General features: G+C 43.0%; 14 protein-coding genes. 7 read left to right on the forward strand and 7 right to left on the reverse strand.

Translation table 11 applies throughout. The features are described from left to right. Positions 1–4 precede the first annotated feature (4 nt). From OW255_RS19395 to vanR, 5 genes are all read right to left on the reverse strand, one after another. Positions 5–1,201 (reverse strand): Acg family FMN-binding oxidoreductase, encoded by a 1,197-nt coding sequence (locus OW255_RS19395; RefSeq protein WP_268115051.1) that lies wholly within the window; start codon positions 1,199–1,201, stop codon positions 5–7. A 1-nt stretch (position 1,202) separates the two neighbouring features. Next, positions 1,203–1,862 carry a TetR/AcrR family transcriptional regulator gene (locus tag OW255_RS19400; RefSeq protein ID WP_268115052.1) on the reverse strand — a complete coding sequence of 220 codons (660 nt, stop codon included), beginning with the start codon at positions 1,860–1,862 and terminating at the stop codon, positions 1,203–1,205. A gap of 184 nt (positions 1,863–2,046) precedes the next feature. After that, complete coding sequence (locus OW255_RS19405; protein WP_326498164.1) at positions 2,047–2,658, reverse strand: M15 family metallopeptidase; 612 nt, start codon at positions 2,656–2,658, stop codon at positions 2,047–2,049. 321 nt (positions 2,659–2,979) lie between these two features. Next, complete coding sequence (locus OW255_RS19410; RefSeq protein ID WP_416861726.1) at positions 2,980–4,137, reverse strand: sensor histidine kinase; 1,158 nt, start codon at positions 4,135–4,137, stop codon at positions 2,980–2,982. Then, on the reverse strand, positions 4,094–4,795 hold the full coding sequence (gene vanR, locus OW255_RS19415) for a VanR-ABDEGLN family response regulator transcription factor (protein ID WP_268115054.1): 702 nt from the start codon (positions 4,793–4,795) through the stop codon (positions 4,094–4,096). The genes OW255_RS19410 and vanR overlap by 44 nt, the downstream gene beginning before the upstream one ends. A gap of 261 nt (positions 4,796–5,056) precedes the next feature. Between vanR and OW255_RS19420 the strand changes: the two genes are divergently transcribed. The 7 genes from OW255_RS19420 to OW255_RS19450 all read left to right on the forward strand — a co-directional run bounded on the left by OW255_RS19420 (position 5,057) and on the right by OW255_RS19450 (position 17,008). Then, positions 5,057–5,218, forward strand: coding sequence for a hypothetical protein (locus OW255_RS19420; RefSeq protein ID WP_268115055.1), 162 nt, complete (start codon positions 5,057–5,059; stop codon positions 5,216–5,218). Beyond that, the gene (locus OW255_RS19425; protein WP_268115056.1) at positions 5,209–5,646 is read left to right on the forward strand and encodes a DUF7948 domain-containing protein; all 438 of its coding nucleotides are present in this window, start codon (positions 5,209–5,211) and stop codon (positions 5,644–5,646) included. Before OW255_RS19420 ends, OW255_RS19425 begins: the two co-directional genes overlap by 10 nt. A gap of 48 nt (positions 5,647–5,694) precedes the next feature. After that, positions 5,695–7,797, forward strand: coding sequence for a DUF7948 domain-containing protein (locus OW255_RS19430; protein ID WP_268115057.1), 2,103 nt, complete (start codon positions 5,695–5,697; stop codon positions 7,795–7,797). Positions 7,798–7,855: 58 nt separating this feature from the next. Then, positions 7,856–9,949: a DUF7948 domain-containing protein gene (locus tag OW255_RS19435; RefSeq protein WP_268115058.1), complete on the forward strand. Its 2,094-nt coding sequence runs from the start codon at positions 7,856–7,858 to the stop codon at positions 9,947–9,949. Between the two features lie 109 nt (positions 9,950–10,058). Next, positions 10,059–12,155 (forward strand): DUF7948 domain-containing protein, encoded by a 2,097-nt coding sequence (locus OW255_RS19440; protein ID WP_268115059.1) that lies wholly within the window; start codon positions 10,059–10,061, stop codon positions 12,153–12,155. Between the two features lie 598 nt (positions 12,156–12,753). Next, entirely contained in the window at positions 12,754–14,829 is a 2,076-nt protein-coding gene (locus OW255_RS19445; protein ID WP_268115060.1) for a DUF7948 domain-containing protein, read from the forward strand. A gap of 103 nt (positions 14,830–14,932) precedes the next feature. Continuing rightward, positions 14,933–17,008 (forward strand): DUF7948 domain-containing protein, encoded by a 2,076-nt coding sequence (locus OW255_RS19450; protein WP_268115061.1) that lies wholly within the window; start codon positions 14,933–14,935, stop codon positions 17,006–17,008. Positions 17,009–17,125: 117 nt separating this feature from the next. Here the strand turns inward: OW255_RS19450 and OW255_RS19455 are convergent, their stop codons facing one another. Both OW255_RS19455 and OW255_RS19460 read right to left on the reverse strand, forming a co-directional pair. Continuing rightward, positions 17,126–18,832 (reverse strand): BclA C-terminal domain-containing protein, encoded by a 1,707-nt coding sequence (locus OW255_RS19455; RefSeq protein WP_268115062.1) that lies wholly within the window; start codon positions 18,830–18,832, stop codon positions 17,126–17,128. Positions 18,833–18,838: 6 nt separating this feature from the next. Further along, positions 18,839–20,437, reverse strand: coding sequence for a recombinase family protein (locus OW255_RS19460; protein ID WP_268115063.1), 1,599 nt, complete (start codon positions 20,435–20,437; stop codon positions 18,839–18,841). Positions 20,438–20,440: the final 3 nt, after the last annotated feature.

Genomic DNA, 20,440 nt, shown 5'->3' on the forward strand with positions numbered 1-20,440 from the left:
ATAGTTACTTCACAAAAAAGTTCATGATATCCTGTCTCATGCTAAGGGGCATACGTTTCTTGGGATATCCAGTTCGGAATAACATCTGTATGGTGCCATCTTTTGGAGCGTACTTTTGCTTAAACTTGGTATATAAGTGGTTCATTTCCGGATATTCTTCCAGAACCTGACTGAGTGGCTGCATAGCTAGACCCATGGTATGTCCTGTGAGCACAAGCCGGCTGTAAATCATTCCGCTCCTGACCTGGGTTGCCCGGTCGTTTCTTTCGGTTACAATCATAACGTAGGCTGGAGCGTTTTTGGCGGAGGTCATAGTTGATTTAATAAAGTTCTGGCTGGCCGCCTTTCCTGAATTGAGGGACGGGAACATCGTGAGCATTCCCTGCAAAACTGGTTTCATAAGGCCACTTGTTCCCTGCCCTTCCACGGAAAAACCGTAACGGTACCTATTTTTCTGATGTTCGTTGGCACGGAATATGGTATTTGTTTCTTCCATCACCCGGGGAACTCCTGCTTCCATTATGGCACTTTCGATAACACAAGCTGTAATGTAAGAATGATCGGATTGCTCCTTATATACCTTTACTGAAATATCAGATGTATCAGAAGCTGATTCCAGACTGGAAATCTCATATGGAGAAAGCTCATGGTCCCAGTAAGGCATTCGGTTTGTATCTGGCATGTACATGGCGTTATAAAGCGGAGCTTCCTCTTGTTGAGCGCTTTCTAAGGTAATTTTTGCCACCGGCAGAGTATCCATGCTATGAAGTAAATTTTCTTCGTCATACTCTCCATTGGGAAATAGCTTAATCTTTACCTCCCATCCCTCTTTTTCACCTGCCACTGAAACGTATTCTAAAAAGGTTCCCTGAGATATCATCATCTGACGAAACTCTGGATCTACTTCTTTTGTAATGCGCTCAGGGTTGGCATAGAGATAAAACGACAAGGAATCGATAGGGTCAAGCCTTAAGGTCCAAGGCTGCATGTTATGTCCGCTTGACGCTAAGATACCTCTTGCAGCCAGACGGATTCGTGGATCATTATAATTGTTGGAGTATTCCTTTGACCATGGTTTTAAATATTCTTGCTTCATGAAACCTCCACTGATAATAAAAAGTGCGATGAATAGAACTATGATGGCCACAGCAAGGGAAAGCAGCCCATTTGCCACGACATCAGAGGATTTATCTCCCTTCATGTTATATTTCTCCTTTTACGCCAATTAAATGCATCACCATATGGAAGGAATCCGTAACAAAGTCTTCGGGGGAGACGTTATGATACACTTTTAGATAATCCTTTTTTCTTTCTCTTGTATTAAATACTCCCACAGTAAACGCCCATAAAATCATAGCTGTCTTTTCGCTGTCAAGTTCTTTTCTCACACTTCCCTCTTCCTTACCTCGATCCAATGATTTGGAGAGATAACTAAAGATTTGTTCACCCAATTCATAGCATTCATGGATTGCGGCATCTTCTACACCGGTATATTGGTCACAATCCTTTGTTTCATATTCCATGATGGCTTTAAAGTATGGGGCGCACTCCTGGCTGAACTGATAAAAGGATAAGAAGATGGTACGCAGCTCATCCAAGGCGTTCACCTGTTTTTTTTCTTTAAAATTATTTTCCAGCTTTGCAATCAGCAGGCGATATCCTCGTATCATAATTTCAAAATAGATTTGTTCCTTGCTGCTAAAATACATATAGATCGTTTTTTTCGTAAATCCAGCTTCTTTTGCAACGTTATCCATAGAAGCATTCTCAAATCCTTTTGAAAAAAAGACTCGTTCTGCGGCGTCAATGATATGACCTTTCCTCAATTCTTTTTCCTTCATGCTGTGTTCTTTTCGTCCCATGATACCACCTTATATTGCTGCATTTATTTTAAGTATACTAACAGTTTACTTAATATGAATATATGCCTTATTTACTCATTTGTCAACCAATCATAATTATTTATTTTTCATTTTTAAAATTCTTGATAATTATTAATCTAAGAATAATGATATAGCCTTGGTGAACATTTTTTGGCATCGTCTTTTACTGGCTTGTTTTATTTAGATATTCTTCCAGGCAGATACCTCTTTTGTATATTTCAGCTGCCGCTTCCTTTCCAACATAACGGTAATGCCAGGGTTCATGGATTACCCCGGTTATATCCGTCTTGTCGGCTGGGTAGCGAAGAATGAATCCAAATTTATAACTATTCTTTCTGAGCCATTCATAAACGTCGTTTCCAGTGGATTTCATTTTGTCTGCATTGATATCCACTGATAAACCAATTTGATGTTCACTTGTTCCTGGAACGGCAACCCACTCCTCGGCTTTGGTCCTGGCCTCTTCCTGGGAGTGTCCTTTCCCTTTGTATTCAGCAATCTTTTCTTTCATCAAGCTTTTTTGCCTCATTTCAGTTCTATATCCAGACGCTGCAATGGGATAGATGTTTTCACTTCTGGCTGCATCGAACATTTCCTGCAATTCAGGATAGATCCGTTTGTCTACTGATTGTCCATTTGTTAATTCCATTAGTTCCACTTCATAATTATCTGGAATGGTATTCCACTTATTAACTAAAATTAAGTTCCATGGGGTTTCCTCACTCCTGGTATTAGGAGCCGGGATATTGGTATTAATTGCATGGATGGGAGGCATCTGCCACTCTTTACTGCCAAGCGGATTTTTATCCTTTATCAAGCCAAAAGCGGTTACTGCCATTGCAAGGCAACCGCATAGGAATAAAAAGGTGGGAATTCTTCTGAACCTGTTTTTACGCCTTGCTTGTCTGCGGGGTTTATATCTATCAACATTATGGTTATTTACTTCCTGTTTCATGGTAATCTTCCTTTCTCATTTGGATCAAAACTCATATAAAAAGCTCCTGTTTCGTAATTATCTTACCAAACAGGAGCTTTTGTGATTTTAATATTTTGTTGTTTAAATCCTAAGAAAATCCTAATACCAAGTGGATAGAACCTAAAGGGACTGGGGCAGGGTAACCGTGAATATGATGGTTTTATTTTCACTTTGCGCAGTTATGCTGCCACCATGCAAGGAAATAATTTCTTTTGCTATGACTAGACCTAAGCCAGCTCCCCCAGTGTTTGAAGTCCGGGCTTCGTCAATTCGGTAAAACTTTTCAAAAATTGCAGAAAGTTTTTCCTGTGGAATCGTGTGTCCTTTATTATGAAATGAAATAACTACCTCATTTTCTTCTTCCATAGCTGAGATGATGATATCCGTATTTGGATAGCTATATGCTATTGCATTTTTTAATATGTTATTGAAAACCCTTGCCAGGTTTCCAGGATCTCCATAAGCGGTTAGATTCTCATCTGCCTTGAGGGTGACTGTATTTCCTTTTTCAGATAGAATGGGGGTGAGCTCATCTATTAATTGTACCAGCATGTAGTAAAGGTCTATCTTTTCTTTTTCTATTTTAATTTGCTGGAGATTATAGCGTGTTATTTCAAAGAATTCATTGATCATCTTCTCCAAACGGTACGCTTTATCCAGGGTTATGTGCACATACTTTGCCTTCTGCTCCAGGGGCATATCAGGAGCTTCCTCTAATAAACTTAAATATCCGATCACCGATGTAAGCGGGGTTCTTATGTCATGGGCTAAATACATAACCAAATCATTCTTTCGCTGTTCGGCGATCTGGACATCTAAGGCCCGTTTTTGAAGGGTTCGCTTTACTGTGTTCAATTTTAGTTCAATGGCTGACATTTCTGCTGGCAAGGAGATAATCCTATCCTCTTCTAGTAACGCGTCAATTCCTTGATTGATTGCATTAAAATACTTTGTAAACCAGTTAAGGAAAAATATTAGAAATACAAAAAATACGAATACAATTCCGATCACCCAAATCAACTCCGCATAATCGCGAAATATATGACGGTATATATAGAGTGCATCGCCATATTCCATCCCAAGGATTTTTTGTAAGATGGAAACAATGGCGTCTCCTCCTTTTCCACTCCATAAGGTCTTATACAAAACAAATATAATTAGAAAAGCAAATACCATCATTCCTAGAAACCGGAAAAACAATTTATATTTTAACTGAAAATAGTCCGCTTTATACTTATCCTTCAATTTTATAACCCACTCCCCATATGGTTTTAATATACTTTGGTTTATCTACCGTATCGTTCATCTTCTCTCTCAGATGACGAATATGGACCGTAATCGTGTTGTTACTTTTGCTGTAATACTCGTCCTGCCAAATCTTATGAAATAATTCCTCTGCACTGACTACATTTCCTTTATTCTCTAAAAGAATGCGAAGAATCGAAAATTCCGTGGGAGTCAGAGCGAGTGGTCTTTCATCCAACGTGCACTCGTGGGTCTTAATGTCCATCAACAAACCGGAATGGGCAATTACAGACTCCTCAGATTCCGTGGAATGAGATGGATTGTATTTTTTATATCTACGTAACTGGGCTTTTACTCTTGCTACCATCTCAAGGGGGCGAAAAGGCTTTGTAATATAATCATCTGCTCCTAATGTCAAACCTGTTATTTTATCAATCTCTTCATCTTTTGCTGTCAGCATAATAATTGGGTAGGTGTGCTGCTCCCTAATCTTCTGACATAGCTTAAATCCACTCATATCCGGCAGCATGACATCTAATATAGCAAGATCAAGTACTGTGGTTTCAATACAGGCAAGGGTATCTCTTGCTGAATAAAATTTATAAACCGTGTATCCTTCATTGTTTAGATATAGTTCCACTAAGTCCGCAATTTCTTGTTCATCGTCTACAATCAGTATCTTTTCCTGCATATCTTTGATTCTCCTTTCCATGGTTATGGAGGACAGCTTATTTTATCAGTTTTCCAAACGCTAATTATCATTTTTTTACTGAGATATTATTAAGATTTCCCTAACATTATATACTTCACCCACAATATTATCAAGAAACAAGGGATTTAGTAGGGGCTTGCTTAAATGCTATTAGGTAGCACTTGGTATGTCTGTCTCATAAATTATGACTTTTGCATACTATGTCTTTGTATAGCAATTTTAAAAAACAGGGGGTATATTATGCAAAATGTTGTGACAGACCCAATGAGTAAATATCAGACAAAGCTCCCTCTCTCTTTTGTTAAAAACAGCGGGCAGGAAGATAGCAGAGTCACTTTACTACAAACTATAAAGGACGGCGTTTTTTCTTTTCTTCGGATCGGATCACTTCAGTGGAACTAGAACCCATAGATGAAACAGTACCAGAAAACCCTAGAAATGGCGTAGCCCTGGAGCTTTCCTTTATAAATGCAAATACAGGTCTGACACCAGAGGGCGTTTCTCAGCAATCAGGCTATCACCATTATCTTAAAGGAAAAGACTCGTCAAAAAGGAGAAATGGTGTTCCTCATTACAAAGAGCTTCGCTATCCTGCTGTCTGGGAGGGCGTGGATTTAGAGTTATCGGCAAGTTTAAATGGCATGAAGATGAACTGGGTTTTAAACGAGCCAAGCAGAGTTTCCTCCATTCGCCTTCATTGGGCAGGTCTAACCTCCTCTACCGAATTTCCCGCCACTCCTGGTGCATACCAGACATCTTTAAATGGAACCAGTGATGCGTTTGTGATCAAGACAGGTTTTGCATTTTACCGTCAGGCTTCCGTTGAATAAAAGGATTGATCTAGGGGATTTAAGAATAAAAATTAAGAGGTGTTTATTATGCAGAATATTGTCACGAATCCTTACAATGAATATAGAACAAAACTCCCTCTCTCCTTCGTCAAAAATAATGGGCAGGAAGATATCAGGGCTCACTTTTCCACAAACTACAAAGGACGGCGTTTCTTCTTTTCTTCTGACAGAATTACTTCTGTGGAGCTGGAACCTGTGGATGAACCCATACAGGAACCAGATGATCTCATAGAGTCACCAATACCATCAGGAATACCTCGAAACGGTGTTGCTGTAGAACTTTCATTCGTAAATGCAAATCCCACCCTTACTTTAGAGGGAGTATTACCCCAACCAGGGTACCACCACTTTTATAGGGGAAATGACTCTACAAAATGGAGCAATGGCATTCCCCATTATAAAGAACTTCACTATCCCGCTGTCTGGGAGGGCGTTGATCTGGAGCTTTTGGGTGGTCAAGAAGGCTTGAAGATGAACTGGGTTTTAGATGGTCCGGACAGAGTTTCTTCTATACGATTACACTGGGCAGGAGCCGACAGTCTGGAACTAGACGCCGCAGGAAACCTACTTGTGCATCATGCTTTGGGGACATTGACTGATTTGGCTCCCATTGCCTATCAGGAAATAGATGGGGAAAGAAAGCCAGTGGATTGCGTTTACCGGTTATATGGAAGCTTTGATCTTGGTTTTGAGCTGACAGGTAGCTATATTGAGAATACTCCACTTATCATTGATCCAATCTTAATGTACGCCACCTACCTGGGTGGCAGCTTAACAGAAAATGCAAGAGGTATTGCTGTAGATACTCAGGGCTGCGCTTATGTTACGGGAACTACTACTTCCGTTGATTTTCCTATAACACCTGGCGCTTTCCAGACCACCGCTGGAGGTGTGAATGATGCATATGTTACTAAATTTGCCAGCGATGGCAGCTCCCTTATATATTCCACCTATCTGGGAGGCAGTAATGGTGCTTCTGCCAACTCCATTTTCTTGGATACACAAGAATGCGCTTATATTACAGGTTCAACAGGTTCCACCGATTTCCCCATTACCCCAGGGGCATACCAAACGACACCTGGTAGCTTATATGTTACTAAACTTGCGCCAGACGGGGGAAGTTTAATTTACTCTACCTATTTAGGTGGCACAGTTAGTGGGTCGTCTAGTAACGGCATTGTAGTTGATCTTCAGGGGCATGCTCATGTTGCAGGATATACCTCTGACACTAATTTTCCTATTACTCCAGGTGCATTTCAAACTACGAATTTGGGCCTCTCTGGTAGTGGATTTATCACCAAATTTTCCACTGACGGAGGAAGCCTTATCTACTCCACCTTCCTGGGGGGTACTGGTCAGGATATTATTAATGACATTACTGTTGATACTCAAGGTTACGCTTATGTTACAGGCGCTACCAGTTCTACCGATTTCCCTGTAACACCAAGCGCTTTTCAAACAACGTTCACAGGAAGTTCCACATTTATAACAAAACTTGCCCTTGATGGAAGTGCTCTTATTTACTCCACCTTTTTGTCTGGCACTAGCAACTCCTCGGGCCGTAGCATTTCTGTAGATACTCAAGGTAATTCTTATATTACAGGACGGGTTGACGGACCTGGTTTTCCTGTAACAGCTAACGCTTTTCAAACAACCTATGGAGGAGGAGCAGCAGATACCTTTGCCACCAAGTTATCTCCAGGCGGGGATAGTCTTATTGCCTCCACGTATTTAGGTGGAACGGTAGCTGATGTTAATTATAGTGGTGCGATTGACATGCAAGGCCATATTTATGCGGCTGGATACACCACTTCGCCCAACTTTCCATTAACCCCGGAAGTAATACCTTCTGTCCCCGGGGGTATATATATCAGCATTTTTTCCGCAGATTTGGCAAAACTTCTAGTTTCTTATTGTCTGGGGGACTGGGGTGCTTATAACATGACCGTTGGGCGGGAAGGGGCAGTATATGTAACAGGGCAGACCTTTTCTACTGAATTTCCAGCCACGCCAGGGGCATTCCAGACAACTTTAAATGGAGCCAGTGATGCGTTTGTGACCAAAACTGGGTTTGCCTTTTACCGGCAGGCTTCGGTTGAAATTGACGGAATCACCACAATGACTTTTTAACAAGCATGTGATTTATTTCTCATTGCGCACTTTAATAATGAATTATGAGGTGTTATTTATGCAGAATATTGTTACGAATTCTTTGAATGAATATAGAACGAAACTCCCCCTCTCCTTTATCAAAAACAACGGACAGGAAGATTCCAGAGCTCTCTTTACTACCAACCATAAGGGACGGCGTCTTTTCTTCTCTTCAGACCGTATCACTTTGGTGGAACTGGAACCTATAGAGGAAGCGCTGCCGGAACCTGATGATCTCCCAGAACTTCCAACCGAGTCAAAAGTTCCCAGAAACGGTGTGGCTGTGGAACTTTCATTTGTAAATGCAAATCAAAATCTTACTCCAGAGGGAGTGTTGCCACAACCAGGATATCACCACTTTTATAAAGGGAATGACTCTTCAAAATGGAGCAATGGCGTTCCTCATTATAAAGAGCTTCGCTATCCAGCTGTCTGGGAAGGCGTGGATTTGGAGATATCAGGAAATCAAAATGGTATGAAGATGAACTGGGTATTAGACAGACCAGACAGATCCTCCTCTATACTCCTACACTGGGAAGGAGCTGACAGTCTGGAACTAGACGTCACAGGAAACCTGCTTGTCCATCATGCTCTTGGGACATTGACTGATTTATCCCCCATTGCCTATCAGGAAATAGATGGGGCAAGAAAGCCAGTGGGCTGTGCTTACCGACTATTTGGAAATTTTGAACTTGGCTTTGAACTGACAGGCAATTATTTGGAGGATATTCCTCTTATCATTGATCCAATCCTTACGTACGCCTCCTACCTGGGGGGAAGTTTAACAGAAACAGGAAGAGGTACTGCGGTAGATACTCAGGGTTGTGCTTATGTTACGGGAACCACTACTTCTGTTGACTTTCCTGTAACACCCGGTGCATTTCAAACCACCTATGGAGGTGACACAGATGCATTTGTTACCAAGTTTGCAAGCAATGGTGCCTCCCTTATTTATTCCACTTACATTGGAGGCAGTGGCATCGAAGCCGACAACTTCATTTCCCTGGATACAGAAGGGTGTGCTTATATTACAGGTGGAACGACTTCAGCCGATTTCCCCATTACTCCGGGTGCTTTTCAAACCACTGCAGGAAGAATATATGTTACTAAGCTTGCGCCAGACGGAGGTAGTTTGATTTATTCTACTTTTTTAGGATCTACAGCATCTGGAAATGGTAACGGAATTGCAGTTGATTCTCAGGGCCATGCATATGTGGCTGGATATACCAGTGACCTTAATTTTCCTGTTACTCCAGGTGCATTTCAAACTACGTACTTTGGATTTCAAAGCGGATTTATTACAAAACTTTCTTCTGATGGAGGAAGCCTTATCTATTCCACCTACCTGGAAGGCAGCGGTCAGGATGTAATCAACGACATTGCAGTGGATGCTCAGGATTACGCCTATGTAACAGGAATAACCTCTTCCATTGACTTTCCTGTAACACCAGGCGCTTTTCAAACTACGTCCACTGTAAATTCCGCGTTTATAACAAAGCTCGCCCTTGATGGAAGTGCCCTTATTTATTCCACCTATTTGTCTGGCAGCTCCGTTACAAACGGTCAAAGTATTTCTGTGGATTCTAATGGTAATGCCTTTGTTACAGGGTTCGTTAATGGGCCTGGTTTTCCAGTAACACCTGGAGCATTTCAGACAATCTCTCCTGGAGGGTCTTTAAGTACGTTTATTTCCAAGCTATCTCCTGGAGGAGATAGTCTTATTGCCTCTACTTTTTTAGGAGGTAATGGTTCTGAAATTAACCGGGGAGGAACAGTTGACGCGCAAGGCCGTATTTTCTCCACCGGATCTACTAGCTCGCCCAACTTCCCATTAACACCAGATGTGATTCCTTCTGTAAGCGATGGAAGTTCAAATATATATATCAGTATCTTATCCCCAGATTTAACACAGCTTCTTGTTTCTTATTGTCTGGGAAGTGGAGTTGGTTATAGTATTGCCACGGGGCCGGAAGGTGCGGTATATGCAACAGGGCAGACCCTTTCTACTGAATTTCCCGCTACGCCTGGAGCATTCCAGACAACGTTAAATGGAGCCAGTGATGCATTTGTGACCAAAACCGGGTTTGCTTTTTATCGTCAGGCTTCCGTTGAGATTGATGGATTGTTTTAGAGACTTAAAGTTAAAACCACCCTGCAATGGCACCTTGTCAGGATTGTCTCAAAGAAAGAATATTTTGCATATTATGCTTTATCAAATAAATCATTAAGAGGTGTTAATTATGCAGAATATTATGGCGGACCCATTGCCTTCAAATAAAAATAAGCTTCCTCTCTCCTTTGTTGCAAACAACGGGCAGGAGGACTCCAGGGCACACTTTACTTCCAGCCTTAAGAATCAACGTATTTTCTTCTCCTCAGACCGGATTACACTGGTAGAACTGGAACCAATAGAGGAATCAATTCCAGAACCTGATGATTTTCCTTCCCCTATCACTGAGCCTGACGAACCAAGAAATGGTGTAGCCCTGGAGCTTTCCTTTACAAATGCAAATACCAGTCTTGCCCCTCAGGGCATATCCCAACTGCCGGGACATCACCATTTTTACCGGGGAAATGATTCTACAAAATGGAACAATGGTGTTCCTCATTTTAAGGAGCTTCGATATCCCGGAATCTGGGATGGGGTTGATTTAGAGATATCAGGTAGTAAGGATGGTATGAAAATGAATTGGGTGTTAGATAAGCCAGACCAAGTTTCGTCCATTCGTCTTCATTGGTCAGGGGCAGACAGCCTGGAGATCGACTCTACAGGGAACCTTCTGGTTCATCATGCATTGGGTACCTTAACTGATTTGGCTCCCATTGCTTATCAGGAAATAGAGGGGGAAAGAAAACCAGTAGACTGCGTTTATCGACTATATGGTAGTTTTGACCTTGGTTTTGAACTGATTGGCAAGTATTTGGAAAATCTCCCTCTTATCATTGACCCAATCCTTGCATATGCCACTTATTTAGGAGGCAGCTTAACGGATCAATGCAGAGGAATCGCAGTAGATCCCCAGGGGTGTGCCCATGTAGTTGGTGATACAACCTCAATTAATTTTCCTGTGACACCTGGCGCTTTTCAGACAACCAATGCCGGGGGAAGTGATGTATTTGTCACCAAGTTTTCCAGCGATGGCAGTTCTCTTATCTATTCCACCTATCTCGGAGGCAGCGGTTCCGAGATTGGTTATGCCATTGCCCTGGATACCCAAGGTTGCTCCTACGTCACTGGGCAGACTAATTCGGCTAATTTTCCAATCACACCGGGGGCGTTTCAGACAACAGCTGGAGGAATCTTTGTCACGAAACTTGCGGCGGATGGAGAGAGCCTTATTTACTCCACCTTTTTAGGTACGTCAGGAACAGGTTTTGGCATTGCAGTTGACTCCGAGGGCTGTTCTTATGTCACTGGCCAAGGTGGCACTATACCCACTACACCCGGTGCGTTTCAAACGACTCTTACTGCTCCAGTAGGTGCTGTTGGTTTTATTACAAAGTTTTCCAATGATGGCAGTGATCTCATTTATTCTACCTATCTTTATGGTAACGGTAATGGCTATTGCACGGGGATTGCTTTGGATGCTTATGATTATGCCTATGTTACAGGTATTACTAATGCTACTAATTTTCCAGTAACACCTGGTGCCTTTCAGACTACACTAACCTCCAATGCAGTAACTGTCACAAAACTTGCCATAGATGGAAGTTCACTGGCCTACTCCACCTTTTTATCTGGCAATGCTAGTGATGTAGCCCGTAGTATTGCAGTAGATAGTCAAGGCTGTGCCTATGTTACAGGTAGAACCGCCTCTGCTGATTTTCCAGTAACACCAAACGGGTTTCAGACAACCTATGGAGGTGGGAGTGATGATGTATTTCTCACTAAGTTATCACCTGGAGGAAACAGTTTAATCGGATCCACCTTTTTAGGTGGAGACCTTCACGATGATGGTTTTGGTGTTGCTTTGGATGAATATGGCCACGCCTACGTTACAGGACACACTTTTTCCCCAAATTTTCCAACAACACCCAATGTAATTTCCTCTGCTTTAGAAGGAACATCAGATGCAATTATCTGCATTCTATCCTCAGATTTGACAAATCTCATTGTTTCTTACTATCTGGGAGGTGGCGGAGGTGATACTGGTCAGGGAATTTCTCTTGGGTCAGATGGTGCAGTGTACACCGCTGGATCTACCAGCTCCGCTGATTTTCCCGTTACTTCTGGGGCTTACCAGGCAACACTTAACGGAACATCAGACGCGTATGTTACAAGAACTGCTTTTGCCTTTTACAGACAGGCTTCAGTTGATGTAACGGGATATTTATGATGATATGAGAAAAGGGGAAGCTGGTTTTTGGCCTCTTGTAAGGTTTGTCTCATAGAGAGATTCTTCTGCATATTATGCTCTATCAAATAAATCATTAAGAGGTGTTAATTATGCAGAATATTATGGCAAATTCACTGCCTTTAAAAAAAATGAAGCTTCCTCTCTCCTTTGTTGCAAATAACGGACAGGAGGATTCCAGAGCGCACTTTACTAGCAGCCTCAAGAACCAACGTATTTTCTTCTCCTCAGACCGGATTTCTTCCATCCGACTTCATTGGGCAGGGGGGAAATAATGAGGCTGATGGCCGCGTTATTTACATCGGGCCAGAAGGTGCAATATATAAGACAGGGAATACTAGCTCGACTGATTTTCCAGTAACACCAGGAGCATACCAGACAACATTAATTGAAAGAGGTGATGCTTTTGTTAATAAAACAGCGTTTGCATTTTACAATCAAGTATCTCTTGATTTAGTTAAATTGCTATAATATTCTATGGTAAGGGGCCGTGTTGACAGGCCCCTTACCATACGTTTGTCTCATAAAAAGAACATTTTGCATACTATGCTTTATAACCATTTAGAAAGAGGTGCATATTATGCAAAATCATTTAAACGATTCCATGCTTATAAATAAAACTAAGCTTCCTCTCTCCTTTGTTAAAAATAATGGGCAGGAAGATCAGAGGGCACACTTTACGACAAATTATAAAGGACGCCGCTTTTTCTTTTCTTCAGACCGGATTACTTCCGTGGAGCTGGAGCCTATAGGGGAACAAGTTCCAGAGCCGAATCAGCCTAGAAATGGGGTAGCTCTGGAGCTTTCCTTCACAAATGCAAATACCAATCTGATTCCAGAAGGAGTATTTCAGCTGGAAGGATATCACCATTATTTCAGAGGAAATGACTCTTCCAAATGGCAAAATGGAGTTCCTCATTATAAGGAACTACGGTATAACGCAGTCTGGGAAGGTGTGGATGTGGAGGTTAGTGCTAGTGAGGATGGCTTGAAAATGAACTGGTTGTTAGATGAACCAGAACGCATTTCATCGATCCGACTTCATTGGGAAGGAGCCGACCGTCTGGATATAGACGAAATGGGGAATCTTCTTATTCATCATGCACTGGGAACACTGACCGACTTAGCTCCTATTGCTTATCAGGAAATTGATGGGGTTAAGATACCGGTGAGCTGTGCTTACCAGCGCTATGGGGATTTTGACTTTGGATTCCAGCTGACTGGAGATTATTCTACAGATAGTCCTCTTGTCATTGATCCCATTATTCAGTATTCCACCTATCTTGGAGGCAGCGATTTTCAATATGGCAATGCCATTGCAGTAGATGATCTGGGTCAGGCCTATGTAACTGGGTACGTGAATTCAGCAGGATTCCCTGTAACCCCAGGTGCCTTTCAGACCACCTACTCCGGCAATGAGGAGGCTTATATTACTAAGTTTTCCAGCAACGGAGAATCTCTTATTTATTCAACCTATCTTGGAGGTAGTGGTCGAGATTATAGTTGGGGTATTGCAGTTGATACAGAATATTGCGCCTATGTGACTGGACAAACAAATTCTGTTAACTTTCCAATAACGCCAGATGCCTTTCAAACCACCCGCGGTTATATGTTTATAACAAAAATCGCAGCAAATGGGGAAAGTCTTGTTTACTCTACCTTTTTGGGAAACAGCACCGAAGATCAAGGCCAGGCAATTGCAGTTGACTCTCAAGGCAGTGCTTATATTACAGGTCTTACTGCCTCTACGGTTTTACCAAGCACCCCCGGTGCCTTTCAAACAACTTTGCCCGGACCGTCTAGCACATTTGTTACCAAGATGTCACCAGACGGAAGAAGCCTTATTTATTCCACCTATCTTGGAGGAAATAACTCAGCCACCAGTTTTGGCATCGCCTTAGACACCGAGGGGCACGCCTATGTAACCGGTGTTACAGGGGCAACAGATTTTCCTTTGACCCCTAACGCCTTTCAAACTACGTTTGTGGTAGATGCAGGATATGTTACTAAATTTTCAACTGACGGAAGTTCCTTGATCTACTCCACGTTTATAGGGGGGAGCGGAAATAATACTCCTTTAAGTATTGCTGTAGACCCTTTAGGCTATGCTTCTATTACAGGACTCACCAATTCATCAGATTACCCAGTTACACCTGGTGCGTTTCAGCCAACAAAAGGCCTTGCTGTTAATCAAGTATTTGTATCCAAGATATCTCCGTCGGGAGGCAGTCTGTTTGGGTCCACCTATTTAGGTGGAAGCGTTATAAGTACTGGTGCTGATATTAAAACAGATGCACAAGGCCATGTGTATGTAACAGGATATACTCAGGCATCTGATTTTCCAACAACACCAAATGTATTTCCCTCTTCTTTAAAAGGGCAAGTAAATGCCTTTATTACCATTTTTAAAGCAGACTTGACCAGTCTTATTGTATCTTACTATCTAGGTGGTAGTAATGGAGATTCGAGTCGAGGGATTGAGATTGGTCCGGATGGTGCCATATATACGACAGGAGAGACCTCCTCCAGCGATTTTCCTGTTACACCAGGAGCATACCAGACAACTCTTATTGGCAGAGGTGATGCTTTTGTTAACAAAGCAGCGCTTGCATTTTACAATCAGGTATCTCTGAATATGATAAAGTTAACTAATTAATCATATAAGAGGTACTACCATTACCACCCTCCCTGAACGTTTGTCTCATAGAATAAATATTCTGCATATTATGCTTTATACCATTTAGAAAGAGGTGTATATTTTGCAAAATCATTTAAAAGATTCCGTTCATTTAAATAAATGTAAGCTTCCTCTCTCATTTGTTAAAAATAATGGGCAGGAGGATCAGAGAGCGTATTTTACGACAAATTATAAAGGCCGTCGTTTTTTCTTTTCTTCAGACCGGATTACTTCCGTTGAACTGGAGCCTATAGAGGAAGAAGTCCCAGAGCCAGATCAGCCTAGAAATGGTGTGGCTCTGGAGCTCTCTTTTACAAATGCAAATACCAATCTTTTCCCGGAAGGAGTCTCTCAGCAGGAGGGGTATCACCATTATTTCAAGGGAAATGACTCTTTAATGTGGCAAAATGGAGTTCCCCATTATAAGGAACTAAAATATAATGCTGTCTGGCAGGGCGTGGATCTGGAGGTTTCCGCTGGTGATGATGGCTTGAAAATGAACTGGTTATTAAATAGTCCGGAACACGTCTCTTCTATCCAACTTCATTGGGAAGGAGCTGAGAGTCTGGAAATAGACGAGTCAGGAAATCTTCTGGTACACCATGCACTTGGAACGCTCACAGACTTAGCGCCTATTGCTTATCAGGAGATAGATGGTAATGTCATACCAGTGAACTGCACCTATCAGCTTTACAATAATTTTGATATTGGTTTTGAATTAGTTGGGGATTATTCTTCAGATACCCCCCTTGTCATTGATCCCATTCTTTTGTATTCCACCTATCTTGGAGGCGCAGATATTCAATACGGTCAAAAAATTGCTGTAGATGACCAGGGGCATGCCTATGTAGTTGGATACGTGAATTCAACTGGCTTCCCAGTAACACCAGGTGCCTTTCAAACTACTTTTTCCGGAAATGAGGATGCGTATATCACCAAGTTTTCCCCCAATGGAGAATCTCTTGTTTATTCTACGTATCTTGGAGGAAGTGGTATAGATCGTGGCCATGGAATCTCCTTGGATGATGAATATTGTGCCTATGTCACAGGAGAGACCCGTTCAATAAACTTTCCAGTAACACCAGGTGCCTTTCAAACCACTCGTGGCTATATGTTTGTTACTAAAATAGCGGCAGACGGTGGAAGCCTTATTTACTCCTCTTTTTTGGGAAACAGCAATACTGATGTTGGTTATAATATTGCCGTAGATTCACAAGGTAGTGCTTATGTAATAGGGCGAACGACCTCCACTGTTTTGCCTTCTACCCCCGGCGCCTTTCAAACGACCTTACCCAATACTACCGGTAGCGGGTTTATTACTAAAGTTTCTCCTAATGGAGCAAGCCTGATTTACTCCACCTACCTTGGAGGTAGTTTTTCTGAAAGTTGCCTTGGAATTGCTTTGGACACTCAGGGGCATGCGTATGTTACTGGCACTACTGAGTCTGCGAATTTCCCTGTAACACCCGGTGCTTTCCAAACCACTTTTAATGAGCAGGAAGCATTTATTACAAAACTGGCAACCGACGGAAGTTCCCTTGTCTACTCAACCTTTTTGGGTGGAAGCAGTATTGATTACGGTTATAGTATTGCTTTGGATACCTTGGGCCATGCTTATGTCACGGGAAGCACCAATTCATCGGATTTTCCAGTAACACCTGGCGCTTTCCAGACAACAAAAGGCCCTGCTATTAGTCAGCCATATATATCCAAGTTATCTCCTTCTGGAGACAGTCTGATTGCATCCACCTATTTTGGTGGAAGTACTTCGAGTGAAGTTAGAGATATCTACACCGATTTACAGGGCCATGCTTATATCACAGGATCTACTTCAGCGTCCGACTTTCCAACAACACCAAACGTGATCCCTTCAACATGGACCGGAAATGCGGCTGCATTTATCAGCGTTTTTTCAGAAGATCTAACTAACCTTATTGTTTCATACTATATAGGGGTAAATAATTTGGCTGATGGCCGAGGTATTGACGTCGGACCGGAAGGTGCAGTATATATGGTAGGGATTACTAGCTCCACGGATTTCCCCGTTACGCCAGGAGCATATCAGACAACTTTAATTGGAAGACAAGACGCTTATGTTAATAAAGCAGCGTTTGCATTTTACAATCAGATATCTCTGAATGTGATAAAATTAGTATAGGCATATCCTATAAAATAAGGTGCCTTGGTCAATATTAGATGCCGGCAACCTGTCTATGAAAGACAGATTGCCGGCATCTATTTTTTATTCCCCCAACCTAAATCTTAACAGCCTTACCTACTCGATTCTCAGAGTAATTACGTCCCCTGCTGTTAGGCTTAGTATAATTGAGTTAGAGAATGTGCCCACCATTATCTCGGTTGGAACGGCGGCAGAATTAACATCTACTCCGTTAACGGCTACGGTAACCGTAGCGTCAATATTATTGCTTATCGAAATACTATAATTAATCTTATATACGCCGGTTTGCTCTATTGTTATAGGTGCAGTACCAGGTGTATGGGTAATTCCCTGCAAGATCCCGTTATTACTAAAAAGAACATCTCCTGATAATAATACTGCTGTTTCGGAGTCCTCTGCCAATGGTGTAAATACATTTCCAAAAACAGTTATGCCTGGTCCTGTGTCACCAGTTGGGCCGGTTGGACCTGTTGCCCCTGTGGGACCAGTCGCTCCCGTTGGGCCGGTATCCCCTGTGGGGCCAGTCGCTCCTGTTGGGCCAATACCCGTTGGACCAGTGTCTCCCGTTGGGCCGGTTGCTCCTGTCGGACCGGTCGCTCCTGTGGGACCCGTCGCTCCTGTGGGACCGGTTGCTCCTGTCGGACCAGTGGCTCCTGTTGGGCCCGTCGCTCCCGTTGGACCCGTCGCTCCGGTCGGACCGGTTGCACCCGTCGGGCCAGTGGCTCCTATCGGGCCAGTGGCTCCTGTCGGACCGGTGGCTCCTGTTGGACCAGTGACTCCTGTCGGGCCGGTCTCTCCCGTTGGACCAGTGGCTCCTGTTGGGCCCGTGGCTCCGGTCGGACCCGTCGCTCCCGTTGGACCCGTTACCCCTGTCGGGCCGGTCTCTCCTGTTGGACCCGTGGCTCCCGTTGGTCCGGTCGCTCCTGTTGGACCCGTCACCCCAGTTGGACCCGTGGCTCCTGTTGGTCCGGTCGCTCCTGTTGGTCCGGTCGCTCCTGTCGGGCCGGTCTCTCCTGTTGGACCCGTGGCTCCTATCGGGCCTGTCGCTCCTGTGGGACCGGTTGCTCCCGTTGGGCCGGTTACTCCGGTCGGACCCGTCGCTCCCGTTGGACCCGTGGCTCCTGTTGGACCACTAGCTCCTGTTGGACCCGTCGCTCCTGCCAGACCCGAAGTTCCCGCCGGGCCAGGGGCTCCTGTCGGACCCGTCGCTCCCGTTGGACCCGTGGCTCCCGTTGAACCTGCAGCTCCTGTTGGACCACTATCTCCTGTTGGACCTATATCTCCCGTCGGACCGGTAGCTCCTGTAACACCAGGGACTCCTGTGGGGCCGGTATCTCCTGTCGGACCAGTGGCTCCCGTGGGACCGGTTGCTCCTGTGGGACCGGTATCTCCTGTTGAACCAGTGTCTCCGATTGGGCCGGTCGCTCCTGTCGGACCGGTATCTCCCGTTGGACCAGTTTGACCGGTTGGACCTGTTGTTCCAGCTGTACCTGTAGGACCAGTGGGGCCAGTGAATCCAGTTTCGCCGGTCGCTCCTGCCGGACCGGTATCTCCTGTTGGGCCGGTTGCTCCCGTTGGGCCTATATCTCCCGTTGGGCCCGTAGCTCCTGTTGGGCCTATATCTCCCGTTGGACCGGTGACTCCTGTTGGACCCGTAGCTCCTGTTGGGCCGATATTACCTGTTGGGCCAGTGGCTCCTGTTGGACCGGCATTTCCCGTCGGACCTGTCACTCCAGCCGGACCAGTGGCTCCCGATGGTCCAGTTGCCCCTGTCGGACCGGTGGCTCCGTTTAACTTATGCACATACTTCTATTCTTCTGGTAAAGGATTCTTGAAATTGTAGTGAATAAAGACATTCCTTTCTTTGTCTATTTCGATTCTTTCAATTAATTGAGTTAAAATGGTCTTATCTGGTACCTGGAATTGAATGATATCTGTAAGAACCTTTTCATAGTTATCACTATCCTGGTTGTTTGAGTTTAGCACCTGCTGCAATTTTTTCATTTGTTCGTATCGTGTGTTTACATTTTCCTTTTCTTTAATATAGTCATTGATGAGAGTAATAAAAGTATCATTTGTTATGATTTTATTTACCTTATCCTCGTATAATTTTTTCATAAAGGTCTGTATTTCCATACGTCTTTTCTCCAGCTGAACCAGCTCAACACTGTACATATCCGCTTTTTCCTTTTTTTCTAAAGAGCCAAATTGTTTATAAAAATCATTGGGTAATGCTTTTAAAGAGATTTTTCTAAGCTCCTCCACAATAAATGAATCCAGGGTTTCTTCATCAATATAATGACTGCAGCAATAGTTTTTTCCGTGTCTTAAATAAGTCATACAGTTCATCTTATGTTTCCCATTTACCTGTTTATAAGTGAGCTTAGAACCACATTCTTTGCAATACACAAGCCCATTTAAAAGATGCTTCGCACCGCTCTTTCTCCCATAAAGAACGGTCTTTTTATCTATTAATTTTTGTACTAAATTATATTGTTCCTGCTCTATGATTGGTTCATGAGTATTCTCAACTATAATCCATTCTGATTGTTTATAGCTCTTCATTTTCTTAGTTTTATAGTTTATCTTCTCTGATCTTTTTTGTGCCATATGGCCCAGATAGGTTGGATTTGTAAATACATTTTTTACCATTCCCTGGTTCCATAACCTTCGATCGGTCCTCTTGTTTTTATAATTACAGAAGGTCTCTTTGTAAGCAATGGGGGAGGGAATATTTTCTTCGTTTAAGATTTTAGCTATGGCGCCCATGCTGTTGTCATTGATATATAGATTGTACATACGTTTCACGATGGCCGAGGCATAGGGGTCAACAATTAATTTATTTTTGTTATCAGGGTCCTTTAAATATCCGTAAGGGGCAAACGCACCAATGAACTGGCCCCTTTTTCTTTTTTCATCAAATACAAAACGGATTTTCATTGAAATATCTTTTGCGTACATGTCATTTAAAAGAGATTTGAACGGTCCAATATCACTGACGCTGCCTGGAGCGCTGGTGTCTATGCCATCACTTAAAGCAATATATCGGATATTTTTTTCCGGGAAGTACCGTTCCAGATAATAACCGGTCACTATATAATCACGTCCTAATCGTGACAGATCTTTTGTTATAACTAAATTGATTTTTTTACTTTCAATATCACCTAATAACCGTAAAAATCCGGGGCGGTCAAAACGCAAACCTGAGTATCCGTCATCAATATATACCTGATAACAAGTCCAGCCCTGTGAAAGTATGTATTGGATTAAAATATTTCTTTGGTTCTCAATACTAATGGACTGACCGATTGATTCGTCTTCCTTTGATAGCCTTAAATAAACAGCAACTCTGTATTCATTTCTGAATTTACTAAGCTCTGACCTGGTACGGTTATCGTTAACAATCATTCT

The sequence above is a fragment of the Lacrimispora xylanolytica genome (assembly GCF_026723765.1).
Classification (GTDB): Bacteria; Bacillota; Clostridia; order Lachnospirales; family Lachnospiraceae; genus Lacrimispora; species Lacrimispora xylanolytica.

What these genes read in the sequence shown, in the direction of transcription:
- OW255_RS19395 (WP_268115051.1), bottom strand. Translation starts at nt 1,201, where the DNA reads ATGAAGGGAGATAAATCCTCTGATGTCGTGGCAAATGGGCTGCTTTCC.
- OW255_RS19400 (WP_268115052.1), bottom strand. Translation starts at nt 1,862, where the DNA reads ATGGGACGAAAAGAACACAGCATGAAGGAAAAAGAATTGAGGAAAGGT.
- OW255_RS19405 (WP_326498164.1), bottom strand. Translation starts at nt 2,658, where the DNA reads ATGCCTCCCATCCATGCAATTAATACCAATATCCCGGCTCCTAATACC.
- vanR (WP_268115054.1), bottom strand. Translation starts at nt 4,795, where the DNA reads ATGCAGGAAAAGATACTGATTGTAGACGATGAACAAGAAATTGCGGAC.
- OW255_RS19420 (WP_268115055.1), top strand. Translation starts at nt 5,057, where the DNA reads ATGCAAAATGTTGTGACAGACCCAATGAGTAAATATCAGACAAAGCTC.
- OW255_RS19430 (WP_268115057.1), top strand. Translation starts at nt 5,695, where the DNA reads ATGCAGAATATTGTCACGAATCCTTACAATGAATATAGAACAAAACTC.
- OW255_RS19435 (WP_268115058.1), top strand. Translation starts at nt 7,856, where the DNA reads ATGCAGAATATTGTTACGAATTCTTTGAATGAATATAGAACGAAACTC.
- OW255_RS19440 (WP_268115059.1), top strand. Translation starts at nt 10,059, where the DNA reads ATGCAGAATATTATGGCGGACCCATTGCCTTCAAATAAAAATAAGCTT.
- OW255_RS19445 (WP_268115060.1), top strand. Translation starts at nt 12,754, where the DNA reads ATGCAAAATCATTTAAACGATTCCATGCTTATAAATAAAACTAAGCTT.
- OW255_RS19460 (WP_268115063.1), bottom strand. Translation starts at nt 20,437, where the DNA reads ATGATTGTTAACGATAACCGTACCAGGTCAGAGCTTAGTAAATTCAGA.